The organism is Mesorhizobium sp. HAY1-8B, from assembly GCF_056868045.1.
The window spans coordinates 3,529,151-3,542,187 of record NZ_CP200321.1; the positions used below are offsets into that span (position 1 = coordinate 3,529,151).

12 protein-coding genes are annotated in these 13,037 nt (G+C 63.9%); 8 read left to right on the forward strand and 4 right to left on the reverse strand.

Translation table 11 applies throughout. The annotated features are described in order from the left end of the window. The first annotated feature begins 81 nt into the window (after positions 1-81). Positions 82-966, forward strand: coding sequence for a LysR substrate-binding domain-containing protein (locus AC1VON_RS16495; RefSeq protein ID WP_483124223.1), 885 nt, complete (start codon positions 82-84; stop codon positions 964-966). A gap of 91 nt (positions 967-1,057) precedes the next feature. Here the strand turns inward: AC1VON_RS16495 and AC1VON_RS16500 are convergent, their stop codons facing one another. Then, the gene (locus AC1VON_RS16500) at positions 1,058-1,669 is read right to left on the reverse strand and encodes an LOG family protein (protein WP_140768468.1); all 612 of its coding nucleotides are present in this window, start codon (positions 1,667-1,669) and stop codon (positions 1,058-1,060) included. Between the two features lie 143 nt (positions 1,670-1,812). Here AC1VON_RS16500 and AC1VON_RS16505 point away from each other — a divergent pair, with 143 nt between their 5' ends. Next, positions 1,813-3,309 (forward strand): LysM peptidoglycan-binding domain-containing protein, encoded by a 1,497-nt coding sequence (locus AC1VON_RS16505; protein WP_483124224.1) that lies wholly within the window; start codon positions 1,813-1,815, stop codon positions 3,307-3,309. Positions 3,310-3,322: 13 nt separating this feature from the next. Here the strand turns inward: AC1VON_RS16505 and AC1VON_RS16510 are convergent, their stop codons facing one another. Further along, positions 3,323-4,120 (reverse strand): NAD(P)H-dependent oxidoreductase, encoded by a 798-nt coding sequence (locus AC1VON_RS16510; protein WP_483124225.1) that lies wholly within the window; start codon positions 4,118-4,120, stop codon positions 3,323-3,325. 94 nt (positions 4,121-4,214) lie between these two features. Between AC1VON_RS16510 and AC1VON_RS16515 the strand changes: the two genes are divergently transcribed. The 4 genes from AC1VON_RS16515 to AC1VON_RS16530 all read left to right on the forward strand — a co-directional run bounded on the left by AC1VON_RS16515 (position 4,215) and on the right by AC1VON_RS16530 (position 7,951). Continuing rightward, positions 4,215-5,147, forward strand: coding sequence for a LysR family transcriptional regulator (locus AC1VON_RS16515; protein ID WP_483124226.1), 933 nt, complete (start codon positions 4,215-4,217; stop codon positions 5,145-5,147). A 66-nt stretch (positions 5,148-5,213) separates the two neighbouring features. Beyond that, positions 5,214-5,561 carry an ArsR/SmtB family transcription factor gene (locus AC1VON_RS16520; protein ID WP_172351178.1) on the forward strand — a complete coding sequence of 116 codons (348 nt, stop codon included), beginning with the start codon at positions 5,214-5,216 and terminating at the stop codon, positions 5,559-5,561. A 26-nt stretch (positions 5,562-5,587) separates the two neighbouring features. Next, positions 5,588-7,471: an ABCB family ABC transporter ATP-binding protein/permease gene (locus AC1VON_RS16525; RefSeq protein ID WP_172351177.1), complete on the forward strand. Its 1,884-nt coding sequence runs from the start codon at positions 5,588-5,590 to the stop codon at positions 7,469-7,471. A 132-nt stretch (positions 7,472-7,603) separates the two neighbouring features. Beyond that, positions 7,604-7,951, forward strand: a complete 348-nt coding sequence (locus AC1VON_RS16530) for an antibiotic biosynthesis monooxygenase family protein (protein ID WP_172351176.1) — start codon at positions 7,604-7,606, stop codon at positions 7,949-7,951. Here the strand turns inward: AC1VON_RS16530 and AC1VON_RS16535 are convergent. Next, positions 7,948-8,814, reverse strand: a complete 867-nt coding sequence (locus tag AC1VON_RS16535; protein WP_483124227.1) for an SMP-30/gluconolactonase/LRE family protein — start codon at positions 8,812-8,814, stop codon at positions 7,948-7,950. The genes AC1VON_RS16530 and AC1VON_RS16535 overlap by 4 nt on opposite strands. A 438-nt stretch (positions 8,815-9,252) precedes the next feature. On the opposite strand from AC1VON_RS16535, the gene AC1VON_RS16540 reads away from it, so the two are divergent. Beyond that, positions 9,253-9,951, forward strand: coding sequence for a phosphatidylserine decarboxylase (locus AC1VON_RS16540; protein ID WP_095204974.1), 699 nt, complete (start codon positions 9,253-9,255; stop codon positions 9,949-9,951). 3 nt (positions 9,952-9,954) lie between these two features. Continuing rightward, entirely contained in the window at positions 9,955-10,773 is an 819-nt protein-coding gene (locus AC1VON_RS16545; RefSeq protein ID WP_172351174.1) for a CDP-alcohol phosphatidyltransferase family protein, read from the forward strand. A 27-nt stretch (positions 10,774-10,800) separates the two neighbouring features. On the opposite strand, the gene AC1VON_RS16550 is transcribed toward AC1VON_RS16545, so the two are convergent. Then, positions 10,801-13,017 (reverse strand): AMP-binding protein, encoded by a 2,217-nt coding sequence (locus AC1VON_RS16550; RefSeq protein ID WP_483124228.1) that lies wholly within the window; start codon positions 13,015-13,017, stop codon positions 10,801-10,803. Positions 13,018-13,037: the final 20 nt, after the last annotated feature.

Sequence of the window (13,037 nt, forward strand, 5' to 3'; positions counted from 1 at the left end):
ATCGCTTTTGGCTGGTCAGACTGTCCAAGACTGATTAGGCTAGAGTTGAGACCTATTGAGACTAGGTGTTTCGGAGAAAAAGTGTTCGACCTGCGCCAGATCCGGTATTTCGTCACCGTGGCCGAGACCGGCAATGTCGGCCGCGCCGCCGAACTGCTGCACATCTCGCAATCGCCGCTCAGCCGGCAGATCATGCAACTCGAGGAGCAACTGGGCTTTGCTCTGTTCGAAAGGGCAAAGCAGCGGGTTCATCTCAATGCAGAAGGTCGCGCTTTTCTCGCCGAGGCCAAGATGCTTCTCGCCGGCGCGAAGCGGCTGGAGATGTTCGGCCGTGACCTTGCGACCGGCGCGGCCGGCCGCCTTGCTATCGGCTATGTCGAGGGCGCGGTGCATGCCGGGCTGGTCGCCGGCATGCTCAGGCAGTTTCGACGAGAGCGGCCGCAATTGCATCTCAGCCTGATGAGCCTGCGCTCTGCCGCGCAGTTGGAGGGGCTGCGCCAGCGCACGCTCGATCTCGGCCTGGTCTATTCCCCCCCGCCGGCCGACTATCCCGAAATTGCCTCGATGCTGGCCCGTCGCGAGCCGTTGGTGCTGGCGATACCCGAGGGCGATGCGCTCACGGCTGTGGCCGACATCCGCCCGCATCATCTCGATGGACGCACCTGGATCACCGTGGTGCGTCAGCCCGCCGATACCAACCGCGGCCAGTTCCTGGCCGCCTGCATCGAAGCTGGCTTCGTGCCCGACATCGCTTATGAGACGGCCGATCCCTTGACCTCGCTCGGCCTGGTCAGCGCCGGACTGGGTCTGGCGACGGTGCAGGAGAGCCTGCGAAGCGTCGCGCCGCCGGGCATCATTTTCCGCGACCTTCCCTGGTTCAAGCGCAGCGTGGCGATCCATCTTGCCTGGCGGCGGCAGGATAAGCGCGCGGTGATTGGGGATTTGCGTAGGGCAGTAGGGCAGTAGGGCAGTAGGGCAGTAGGGCAGTAGGGCAGTAGGGCAGTAGGGCAGTAGGGCAGTAGGTGCTGTCTTCCTACTGCCCTATTCCCTTACTCCCTTACATCTTGTCTATCACCGACTGCACGCCTTCCGTCGGGGCGTCGACGGAGGACCCTGCCACCATGATGGCGGCGACGATGGCCTCGGGATCATTGACGACCAGCGGCTTGACCCGTTGCGCGGTGTGAATAAAACCTTCCGCCGCCATGTGATCAAGCAACGCCGTCATCGGGTCCCAGAATCCGTTGACGTTGCCGAAGACGATCGGCTTGCGGTGATGGCCGAGTTGCGCCCAGGTCATGATCTCGACGATCTCCTCGACTGTGCCGATGCCGCCAGGCAGCGCCACAAAGGCGTCGGATTTCTCGAACATCTTGTGTTTGCGCTCGTGCATGTTGTCGGTGATCAGCAATTCGTCGAGCCGGTCAAGCGCGGTTTCGGTTGCTTCCCTGTTGATCAGGAAGCGGGGAATGATGCCCGTGACCTTGCCGCCGGCCTTGAGCGCGCCGTCGGCGACGGCGCCCATAATGCCTTTGGTGCCGCCGCCATAGATCAGCCGCAGGCCCGCTCTGGCAATTGAGCGCCCAAGCAGGTGTCCGGCCTTCGCATAGACTTCATCGCGGCCCGGAGACGAGCCGCAATAGACGCAGACGGATCGAATCGTATTCATGCGAATGATTGGTGATTGGGTCTGAAAGCTTGGTCAAGCCCCAAGGGTTGACAAGCCCGGGCTTTTTGTTGCCGGCCCGTTTTTCTTGTCGACTTTGGGAAAACACGCTAGACCGGCATTAGGTGGCTAAGGGGTAGGGAAATATGGCGATTAATCCATTGAAGGCGTTCCTGTTCGCGGCGGGTGGGACCGTCGCGGCCGCGGGAACCGCCTATGTATCGGGCGCACTCGACCCGTATCTTCATCCAGCCGCCCCGGCGCAGGTCGTGGCCTTGACGCCGCCCGAGGCGCCGAAACCGGCTGATCCCGGCACGGAAGGACGACTGCCAGCGCCGGCGGTGCCGGCTGCTCCCGCGGCGGCGCCACAGACAGCGGCCCCGGCCGCGCCTGCAACAGAGGCCATGCCCCCGGCCGCTGCCGATCCGGCGGCGCCCGTCGCGCCGGCAGCGGCCGGTCCGATTGCGCCCACTTTCGATGTCGTGCGCGTCGAGAGCAATGGTTCGATCGTCGTTGCCGGCAATGCGGCACCCAATTCAAAGGTCGAGATCCTGAACGGCACGACCGTGATCGGCTCGACCTTGGCGGGTCCGGATGGCGCCTTTGTCATCGTGCTCGACGATCCGCTGAAGCCCGGCGACTATACGATTGCCCTGCGATCGACGGTCGGCACGGTTGTGACTGCCTCGGCGCAGACCGCCGTGGTCTCGGTTCCGGCCAACGCGGCCGGCCAGGTGCTGGCCATGGTCGAGGAGCCAGGCAAGCCGGCCGAACTGCTGACAGTTCCGGCACCCGAGACCAAACCAGCCGCGCCCGCCGGCGATCAGGCAGCCGCTCCCGCTGCTCCGGCACCAACTGCTCCCGCCGCTGCATCGCCGGCACCAGCCGCACCCGCGCCAGCCGTCGCGGAGGCAACACCGCCCGCCGCAGCCGTGGGCGAACCCAAGATCGTCGTCGAGGCGGTGGAGATAGACGGCAACAAGATCTTTGTCGCCGGCCTCGCCGATCCGGGCCGCAAGGTGCGCGCCTATGCCAACGACATCCTGCTCGGTGACGCGCAGACATCGCCGGATGGTCATTTCCTCGTCGAGGCAACGCGCGACATTCCGGTCGGCAGCTATACCATTCATGTCGACGGCCTCGATGCCGATGGCGTGAAGGTTGTGGCTCGCGCCGCCGTGCCGTTCGAGCGCGAGCCGGGCGAAGCGGTCGCTGCCGTGGCGCCCGCCGAAACCAAGCCAGCGGATGGCAAGCCAGCTGAGACCAAGCCGGCCGTACCGGCCGCCGCGGATGCTCCTGCCGCTCCGGCTCCAGGTGCGCCCGCCACCGAGGCTCCGGCCGTCGTGGCGGAAGCCACGCCGCCAGGCGATGTGCCGGAGGTCGTATCGCCCAAGCTCGAACATGCCGACGGCGCCGTCGTCATCCGCCGCCACGATACGCTGTGGCGGATTTCGCGGCGCGTCTATGGCCATGGCGTGCGCTATTCCACCATCTACCTCGCCAACCAGGACCAGATCAGGAATCCTGACCGCATCTGGCCCGGACAGGTATTCAAGGTCCCGGGAAAGTCCAAGGAAGGCGAAGCTGCCGACCTCAAGGCGATGGGAGAGCAGGCGACCACGGCTCCGGCAAAGACGCAGTAGAAGCCCACTTCGATCAACTGGCATCGCCCACGCGGTTGGAGTGAAGGGCAAAGCCGGTTGCATGCGGATCGCCCAGCTCAGGGCGGAGATTCATGCTCGGGATGAGATAATCTCCGCCATTTTGCCGACGGTATGGGATGGGCGGCGTCGTCGCCAGTGTCCGCATCCTGTCACGCAGGCGTTCGGCCACGGGTTCGAAGCCTGCCTCTTCGAGACGATCGACCTTGTAGACCACGAACGGCGGAAGTACGTCGTATCCAGGGTAGTACAGGATCCCGTGATTGATCGGGAACAGCAGGTCATCGATGGATCCGTTGATCCCGCGCGGCGTATAGTGCTCCTCCCAGCCTCCGGCGGTCACGATCAACATCGCGCGTTTTCCGACAAGGGTACCCTCGCCGTAACGATCTCCCCAGCGCCGATCGCTATGCTCGCCAACGCCATAGGCGAATCCGTAGGCGAACACACGGTCGACCCAGCCCTTGAGGATCGCCGGCATGGCGAACCACCAAAGCGGGAACTGCAGGATCAAGGTGTCGGCCCACAGGAGCTTCTCGATCTCGGCCTTGACATCTGCGGTCAGCGTGTTGGCCTCGAAACCCTTCTTGGAAGCCGCGACGGGGATGAGCCGCGCATCGGGTTCCAGTGATGGGAAGTCGGCGCGATCGACTTCGGACTTCCAGCCATCGGCGTAAAGGTCCGATACGCGCACCTCATGCCCTTGAGCCTCGAGTTCCTTGACTGCGACGTCGCGAAGGGCGCCGCTCAGCGAGCGGGATTCAGGGTGAGCGAAGACAAGCAGCACTTTCATGGGTCAGATCCAGTGTTGAGGAAAACTGGCGGGAAGGTAGCCAATGGCTGTTCAATCCACTATATGCAGGTAATGCATAATATTGTGCCGAATAATGGATAAGTCAGACATTACATTCGAGCGCATGCGCACCTTCATTCGTGTGGCCGAGCGTGGCAGCCTGTCGGCGGTCGCGCGGGAATTTGGTGTCGGGCAGTCGACGATCACACGGCATGTGCGGGAGCTCGAGGAAGCTGTCGGCGTGCCTTTGCTCAGCAGGACGACCCGGCGTGTCACGATGACCGCCGAAGGCAGCCGCTATTATGCCAACAGCGTTCAGATACTGCGTCTTGTAGAACAGGCCAGCGATGAGGCCCGAGGCACGCGTGGCGCGCCCGCCGGCACAATCCGGATAAGCTGTACGGCGGCTTTCGGTGTCTTGCATGTCAGCCGGCTGATCTTCGCTTTTCAGGACCGTCATCCCGACATCGGCGTTGACCTCAGCCTCACGGACGAGCGGGTGGATCTGGTCCGCGAGGGCGTCGACATCGCGCTTCGGCTGGGGCCGCTCACGGACAGTTCGTTGAAGCTGCGGGCCCTCGGCCAGTCGCGGCGTCTGCTCGTGGCATCTCCGGATTACCTGGCGGCGCGGGGAAGACCGGCCGTTCCTTCGGATCTGTCTCGGCATGAGGGCATCCGGATGTCGAACGTGGCGGGCAGCGAAACGCTTGCCTTGCAGGGCGCGGGCGGCGAACGCCACACCGTGCCTTTCTCGGGGCGGCTGCGGATCGACCATGGGCTTGCCGCGCGGCAGGCCATGGTCGCTGGTCGAGGCATCGCGCCGGCGCATCGATGGATTGTGGACGATCTTCTGGCGGCGGGCCTGCTCGAGACGATTTTGACGGATTATTCGCTGCCGTCGGTCCCATTGAACATGTTGATCGTCCCGGAGCGCGCGGGCGTCGCAAGGGTCCGCTTGCTGGTCGAGTTCCTGGCTGAACAGATTGCCGTCATTCCAGGGATCGAGAAATCCGTCTCAGGGCATTAGCGCGATCCGATCTGCCCGGAAGAGCAGCTTGCGGCGGTGACATCCATCGTCTATCGCCGATGAACGATGACAGAATCCACCCTTGAACCAGACCGCGCTGGCAGCGCGCTATCCAACCGCATCTGCGACAGTCGCGCTGTCGCGGCGCGATTCGCGGCGCTGTCGCATCCCGCGCGTATCGAGATATTGAAGCACCTCTCGGCCAGCAATTCGTGCTGCTGCCGCGAGGTCGTCGATCGTTTCGATCTGGCGCAGTCGACGGTCTCGCAGCATCTGAAGATACTGGTCGAGGCCGGCCTTGTCCGCTTCGAGCCCGACCGCCGGCGCTCCCGCTATGCCGTCGATCGCGCGGCCCTCGCCGAGACATCGGCATCGCTGAGCGCCCTCGTCAATTCCTGCTGCTCCGGCCGCTGACCCTCCCACCCAAAAGGCAAGAAAAAGTGGTCGAAAAAACCGTCTCCGCCGAAACATCTACCCTGGCGACATTGCGCAATCTCTGGCCCTATATGTGGCCGGCCGACCGCGCCGATCTCAGGGCGCGCGTCACCTGGGCGACGCTGCTGCTGGTCGTTGCCAAGGTGACACTGGTCGCCGGTCCCTATTTCTTCAAATGGGCGACCGATGCGCTGGCTGGTGGGGCCAGAACGCCGCCGCCATTGCCGTCCTTCCTGCTTGCCCCTGTGATGCTGGTTATTGCCTACAATGTCCTGAGGCTCGTCCAACTCGGTTTCAACCAGTTGCGCGATGCGCTGTTTGCACGGGTCGGCCAGCATGCGGTGCGCCAGCTTGCTTTCCGCACCTTCGTCCACATGCACCAGCTGTCGCTGCGCTTCCACCTGGAGCGCCGCACCGGCGGCCTGTCGCGCATCATCGAACGCGGCACCAAGGGCATCGAAACGATCGTGCGCTTCATCATGCTCAACACCGCGCCGACCATCCTTGAATTCGCGCTGACCGCGGGCATATTCGGTTTCACCTATGGCTGGAAATACGTGGCCGTGGTGGCGGCTACCGTCTGCCTCTATGTCTGGTTCACGGTCAAAGCGAGCGATTGGCGCATTTCGATCCGCCGCGACATGAATGACAGCGACACCGACGCCAACACCAAGGCGATCGATTCGCTGCTCAATTTCGAGACGGTCAAATACTTCACCAATGAGCGCATGGAAGCGGAGCGCTTCGACCGCTCGATGGCCCGCTACGAGGTCGCCGCCACCAAGACCTGGACCTCGCTCGGCTGGCTGAACTTCGGCCAGGGTGTCATCTTCGGCATTGGCACGGTGGTCGTCATGTGCATGTCGGCACTGGAGGTGCAGGCTCACACGCAGACCGTCGGCGATTTCGTCTTCATCAATGCCATGCTGGTGCAGCTTTCCGTGCCGCTCAACTTCATCGGCTTCATCTACCGTGAAATCCGGCAGGGCCTCACCGATATCGAGCACATGTTCGACCTGCTCGACGTGCCGCAGGAGATCGTCGACAAGCCGGACGCCAAGCCGCTGGCCGTCGGCGCCGGCAAGGTTGAGTTTCGCGACGTGCATTTTTCCTATGATCCGAACCGCAAGATCCTGAAAGGTGTCTCCTTTGAAGTGCCGGCGGGCAAGACGGTTGCCATTGTCGGGCCGTCGGGCGCCGGGAAGTCGACCATCTCGCGGCTGCTGTTCCGCTTCTACGACGTGCAGGGCGGCCAGGTTCTCATCGACGGCCAGGACGTCAGGGATGTCACCCAGGACAGCTTGCGCGCGGTACTCGGCATGGTGCCGCAGGACACGGTTCTGTTCAACGACACCATCGCCTACAACATCCGCTACGGCCGCGTCGGCGCGAGTGAGGAGGAGGTCCGCAAGGCGGCCGAACTCGCCCAGATCGGGCCATTCATCGAAAAACTACCTGACGGCTACAAGTCGATGGTCGGCGAGCGTGGCCTGAAACTCTCGGGTGGCGAGAAGCAACGCGTGGCGATCGCCCGCACCATCCTGAAAGCGCCGCCGATCTTGATGCTCGACGAAGCGACCTCGGCGCTGGACAGCCACACAGAGCAAGAGATCCAGGCCGCGCTCGATCTGGTCAGCAAGGGCCGCACCACCATTGTCATTGCCCACCGCCTGTCGACGGTGATCTCGGCCGACGAAATCATCGTGCTCAAGGATGGCCAGATCGCCGAACGCGGCACCCATGTCGAACTGATGCGCAAGCACGGCCTCTACGCCTCGATGTGGGACCGCCAGCGCGAGGCGACCGAAGCCGAGGAGCGGCTGCGTCTCGCTCGCGAGGGCGACGAACTCGGCGTCATCGTTCGCCGGCGGACGTCGGAGGTGTCGTAGCTGCGGGCGGCTCTTCTTTCTCTCTCGTAAGGAGAGAAGGAGAAAAAATCCGCTTGACCTCAACTTAAGTTGAGATTGTAGACCGTCGACCGAGAGCCGGAAACCGCATCATCGAGGACGGAAAAAGTGGATATGAGCTTTAAGAATCACCACGTTAACGGCAGCAGCGTGTTCAGGGTCGACAAGTTCGTCGTACCTGCCAATGCCCGCGAGGAAATCCTCGCCAAGGTGAAGATGACGCACGAGCTGCTGCGCCTGCAGGAAGGTTTCGTGCAGGATTTTCTGCTCGAACAATTCTCCGGACCAGGCGAATTCAATCTCGTCACTATCGTCGAATGGGAAAGCCAGGCTGCCGTCGACAATGTGGTTCCGATCGTCAAGGCCGCGCATGAGCGCGTTGCCTTCGACCCGAAGGAGACGATCGCCCGGCTCGGTGTCCGGGCCGACATCGCCAACTATCAACGGGTACCGGGACTTTAGCCAGGCCAGCCGACCCCAGGTGCTGGTGCTTCAATGGCGAGCACCTGGCCGGTGCGGGCGTCGCTGACCATGTGCTCGAAGCCGCGCCATTCGGCGGCGGCGATGAACAATGTCCTTCGGTCCGCACCGCCCAGCATGCAGGCAAAGCAGCCGCGATCGGCGGCGACGGTCTGCAGCACCTCGCCGCCCTCGCGCACCCGCACGCAGTGCTTGTTGGGAACATCCGCGTACCAGACCGCGTCTTCGGCATCGAGGCAGATGCCATCCGGATAGCCGTTGAGATCGGCCCAGACGCGCCGGTTGGACAGGATGCCGTCGGCGGCGATGTCGAAAGCGGTCAGCCGTTTGCCATGGGATTCGGCAAGGATCAGTGTCTTGTTGTCCGGTGTCACCGACATGCCGTTGGCAAAGGCGATATTGTCTGCAACTTGCCGGGTCGCGCCGTCCGGCGTGATCAGAGCGATGGTGCCCGGACCGAAATGCTCACCGGGCGCCGGCGCCGGCCCGCCGCCATTGACATAGGCATTGCCGCGCCCATCGACGACGATCTCGTTCCACGGACTTTTCGACAAGCCGCGCAGATCGGCATGGGTGACGAGCCCGCCATCGGCTTCCTGCCGCAACAGCAAACCCTCGCGACCTGAGACAATGAGCAGGCGTCCATCCGGCAACCAGTCGATGGAATAGGGCAAGTCCGCCTGCACGGTGAGCATGACTTCGCGGTTGCCATCGGCATCAACCGCTATGATCTCGCCGGTGCCCCAGTTGCAGACCCACAGCCGCCCGTCATGCCAGCGCGGCGACTCGCCGAAGGCCAGGCCTTCCGTGATGAGACGAGCTTTGGTGCCGGACGATGTCTGCATGATCGAGAGTCTCCGTTGCGTGCGTCATCGGCCCTTTGCGGGTGCGATGGCGCGTTTTCTCACCAAGGACGAACGAGAGGGCTGTTCGCCGACAGTGAGTTGCTGCTTTTCGCTCAGGACGAATGCCCCATCGGCATGGCCATTGCGCTGCATGAAGGTGGCTCCAAACCACCGTCCTTGCCAGCGGTCGCGCGGCGCAGGAGAACTACGCGGATCGTGAATCCTCGGCTTTTCATGAGATCTGCTCCGTGCAGGCCGGAATCTTGACGGCTATGGCATGGGTGCACAAGTCGACCGCGACTTCCAGAAATGCGGAGCGCCTGGCGTTCCGACGCCGGGTGGGTGTGCCCGTTCGCCCGCGCCGCGGATTGTCGCGTTGCGGGTAGGGGGTGTTTCGGCTATTGAGGCCGAACCTGAAACAGGGACCGCCCCCATCCCATGAGCCTTGTCGACACGGTCAAGAACGCGTTCGTACCGATCCATCGCGAGGGCTACCCCTTCATTGCCGCCTTTGGCGCGGCGACGCTCTTCCTCGGCTATTTCTCCTCCATCCTGTTCTGGATCGGCCTGATCCTGACCGCCTGGTGCGTCTATTTCTTCCGCGATCCCGAGCGCGTCACCCCGGTGGACGATCGGCTGGTGGTGAGCCCGGCCGATGGCATCATCTCGGCGGTTGGTCCGGCCCTGCCGCCGCGTGAACTCGGCCTCGGCAATGTCGAAATGACCCGCATTTCGGTGTTCATGAACGTCTTTTCCTGCCATGTGAACCGCTCGCCCGTGCGCGGCCGCATCGCCAAGATCGAACATCGGCCGGGAAAATTCCTCAACGCCGAACTCGACAAGGCCAGCACCGAGAACGAACGCAACGGCCTGGTCATCGAGAGCCCCAACGGCACGGTGGCTGCCGTCCAGATCGCCGGCCTGGTGGCGCGCCGCATCGTCTGCTGGGCCGAGGCCGGCGGCTCGATCGGCACAGGCGAGCGGTTCGGCCTGATCCGCTTCGGCTCGCGCGTCGACGTGTTCCTGCCCCTGACCGCGACGCCTCGTGTTGCCGTTGGCCAGACGGCGGTCGGCGGTGAAACCGTGCTTGCCGAATTCGGTGGTGTCGCCGGCACTCCCCTTGTGCGGATTTCCTGAGCCTTGGGCGCGCCGTTCAAAAAGTTCGAGGCACATGCCAGCGGCGGTCCGCGCATCCGCGAGATCCCGATGCGCATGGTGCTGCCCAACCTCGTCACCGTGCTTGCCATCTGCGCCGGACTGTCCGGCATCCGCTTCGGCTTTGAAGGCCGTTTCGAACCGGCGGTGGTGATGGTGCTGCTGGCCGCCTTTCTCGACGGCATCGATGGCCGCCTGGCGCGGATGCTGAAGGCAACCTCCAAATTCGGCGCGCAGATGGATTCGCTGGCCGACATCGTCAATTTCGGCGTGGCACCTGCTCTGGTGCTCTATGCCTTCCTGCTCGACCGCGCCGGCTCGCCGGGCTGGATCGCGGCACTCCTGTTCGCCATTGCCTGCGGGCTGCGGCTCGCCCGCTTCAACGTGCTCGACGATGACAAGGCCGAACGCCCCTTGTGGCAGACCGAATATTTCGTCGGTGTGCCGGCGCCGGCAGGCGCGGTGCTGGTGATGCTGCCGCTCTATCTCTATTTCCTGCGGCTCGGGGTGGAGCCCAGCCGCCCGGCGGCCTTCGTCGCCACCGGCTTCACCATCCTGGTCGCCTTTCTTCTGGTCAGCCGGCTGCCGGTCTATTCCGGCAAGAGCATCAAGATCCCGGGCGACAGGGTGCTGCCGGTCATCCTGGCCGTCGTGCTCTACGTCCTCCTGCTGATGACCTATCCCTGGTACACGCTGACGGCATCGGTCGCGGGCTATCTGATCTTCCTGCCGTTTTCCGTGCGCGCTTACTCCAAGCGCGCCTCGCTCGAGGGCGAGAAAGTACCGCCTTCGGACATAGGATAGAAGGCCCGCCGAAGTCCTTGATCCGACTCAGGCGGCCACGCCCAGCCTGTCGATTGCCAGCTTCCTGGTCGAGACATAGTCGGTCTTGCCGGAACCGAGCACCGGAATTTCCTCCACCTTGACGATGTCGTTCGGCACCATCAGTTCGGCTGCCCCGGCCTTTTTGCCAAACTGGCGCAGTTCTTCGGGATTGGCATCGTCGGCGGTGGTGACCAGCACGATGCGCTCACCGCGCCTCTTGTCCGGCACCGCAACCGCGGCGTGGCGCTCTTCAGGCCACAGCGACTGCACCAGCATCTCGACCGCGCCCAGCGACACCATCTCGCCGGCGATCTTGGCGAAGCGCTTGGCGCGACCGCGAATGCTGATGAAGCCTTCGCGGTCCACGGCGACGATATCGCCGGTATCGTGCCAGCCGGTCAGAGTTTGCAACTCGCCGGGACGGTCCGCTGTCATGTAGCCCATCATGAGATTGGGTCCGTCGAGCCACAACTGACCGCCGTCCGTAATGCCCTCGACCGGTTCCAGCCTCATACGCATGGCCGGTAAGAGCCGCCCGACAGTACCGTCACGGCCATGGATCGCGGTGTTGACGGCAACCACGGGTGCTGCCTCGGTCAACCCGAAGCCCTCGATGATTTCGGCCTGGAAGCGCTCGCGGTAGACGCGGCGGGTTTCCGGCTTCACCGCCTCGGCGCCGGCGACGACGAAGCGCAGGCTGGAGAAGTCGCCGTCCTTGGCGGTGCGCGCATAGTTGGCGAGGAATGTGTCGGTGCCGAACATGATCGTTGGCTTCACCTTGCGCGCGATCTCGGGGATGATCTTGTAGTGCAGCGGCGAGGGGTAGAGGAACAGTTTTACCCCGGTAACCAGTGGCAATATGGTGCCGCCCGTCAGGCCGAAGGAGTGGAACACCGGCAGTACGTTGAGCAGGATATCGGCCGGCGAAATGGTGATGCGCGCTTCGGCCTGCATGGCGTTGGCGAGCAGGTTCTTTTGCGACAGAACGACCGCTTTCGGCGTGCCTTCAGAACCCGAGGTGAACAGGATCACGCCCGGCTTGGCGGCGTCCTGCCGCTGCAGCGGCCAGCGCCACAGCAAGGCGGCGGCAAGCTTGTCCAGCGGGGTGACGCTGGTGCGAATATCTTCCAGCCACAGCAGCCTGGCGCCACCCTTTTCGGCCGCCGCCACGATATCGGCGAGATCGGCCTTGTCGACGAAGGCGCGCGACGAAATGACGGTGCGGATGACGGCCGTGCGCACGGCCGCCGTGACGCTCGCCGGCCCGGCCGTGTAGTTGATCATAGCCGCGACTCGTCCGCCCGAGAGAAGGCCGACCAGCGACAGCACGACGCCATTGGCGTTGGGCAGCATTATCCCCACTGCCTCGCCCGGTGCCGTTACCGTCTCGAAGCGCCTGCCCAGCACGCGCGCGCCGATGAACATCTCGCGATAGCTAAGCGCGCCCGAAATGACATCCTCGATGATCGGATGCGAGGCGCCGACTCTGAATGCCGCATCGCGAATGGCCAGGAACAGGCCGCGATCGAGGTCGGTGCCAAAAAGCCGGGCCTCGGCGACGCGGTCGAACAGCGCATTGGTGTTCGAGGCCTGGTCCGGGCTGCGCGCCACAAGTTCGGCGATGGTCATCGGCTCCAGAACGCTGATCGACAGCCGCGGAAACCAGTGCCGCGGCGCCTTGTCCGCAGGCGTCAGCGACACAGGCAGGCTGCGCGCGCCGGCGACGAAGATCGGGACGATGCGGGCGTCGGCCTGCATGGCGATGCGGGTGACGGCGCGAAACAGGCGAAACGTCTTGACGTCGGGCTCGACCGCATCCGGCAGATAGACGGCGAGCCGGCCCTTGCCCTTCAGCACACGCACCAGGCGGCGGCTGACGAAGACGTGTTCCGCATTGAAGGCAATGGTGCGGCCAAGTTCGCGCCAGGGTTCGAGCCAGGGCGAGCGTGCCGAGACCTCGTCAAGTATATGCAGCGTGTCGTCGGGCAGCAGCGACAGCATCAGCGCCGGTTCGAAGCGCGACTGGTGCGAGATCACGTAGATGACCGGTACCTGCGCCTTGCGGGCGATCCTGACGCGGTTGTCGCTGATCCGGTAGGCGAGCTTGAACGGCACATAGAGCAGCGCCTGGGTGAAGCGCAGGCCGAGGCGGAATTTTTCCACCACGCCGATCAGCAGCCAGGCTGCAACAAGACCCGCAAGCAGCGCCAGTGTCAGGATCATGCCGCGTCTCTCCCAACAAG

What these genes read in the sequence shown, in the direction of transcription:
- AC1VON_RS16520 (WP_172351178.1), top strand. Translation starts at nt 5,214, where the DNA reads ATGACAGAATCCACCCTTGAACCAGACCGCGCTGGCAGCGCGCTATCC.
- AC1VON_RS16515 (WP_483124226.1), top strand. Translation starts at nt 4,215, where the DNA reads ATGGATAAGTCAGACATTACATTCGAGCGCATGCGCACCTTCATTCGT.
- AC1VON_RS16530 (WP_172351176.1), top strand. Translation starts at nt 7,604, where the DNA reads ATGAGCTTTAAGAATCACCACGTTAACGGCAGCAGCGTGTTCAGGGTC.
- AC1VON_RS16550 (WP_483124228.1), bottom strand. Translation starts at nt 13,017, where the DNA reads ATGATCCTGACACTGGCGCTGCTTGCGGGTCTTGTTGCAGCCTGGCTG.
- AC1VON_RS16540 (WP_095204974.1), top strand. Translation starts at nt 9,253, where the DNA reads ATGAGCCTTGTCGACACGGTCAAGAACGCGTTCGTACCGATCCATCGC.
- AC1VON_RS16505 (WP_483124224.1), top strand. Translation starts at nt 1,813, where the DNA reads ATGGCGATTAATCCATTGAAGGCGTTCCTGTTCGCGGCGGGTGGGACC.
- AC1VON_RS16510 (WP_483124225.1), bottom strand. Translation starts at nt 4,120, where the DNA reads ATGAAAGTGCTGCTTGTCTTCGCTCACCCTGAATCCCGCTCGCTGAGC.
- AC1VON_RS16500 (WP_140768468.1), bottom strand. Translation starts at nt 1,669, where the DNA reads ATGAATACGATTCGATCCGTCTGCGTCTATTGCGGCTCGTCTCCGGGC.
- AC1VON_RS16535 (WP_483124227.1), bottom strand. Translation starts at nt 8,814, where the DNA reads ATGCAGACATCGTCCGGCACCAAAGCTCGTCTCATCACGGAAGGCCTG.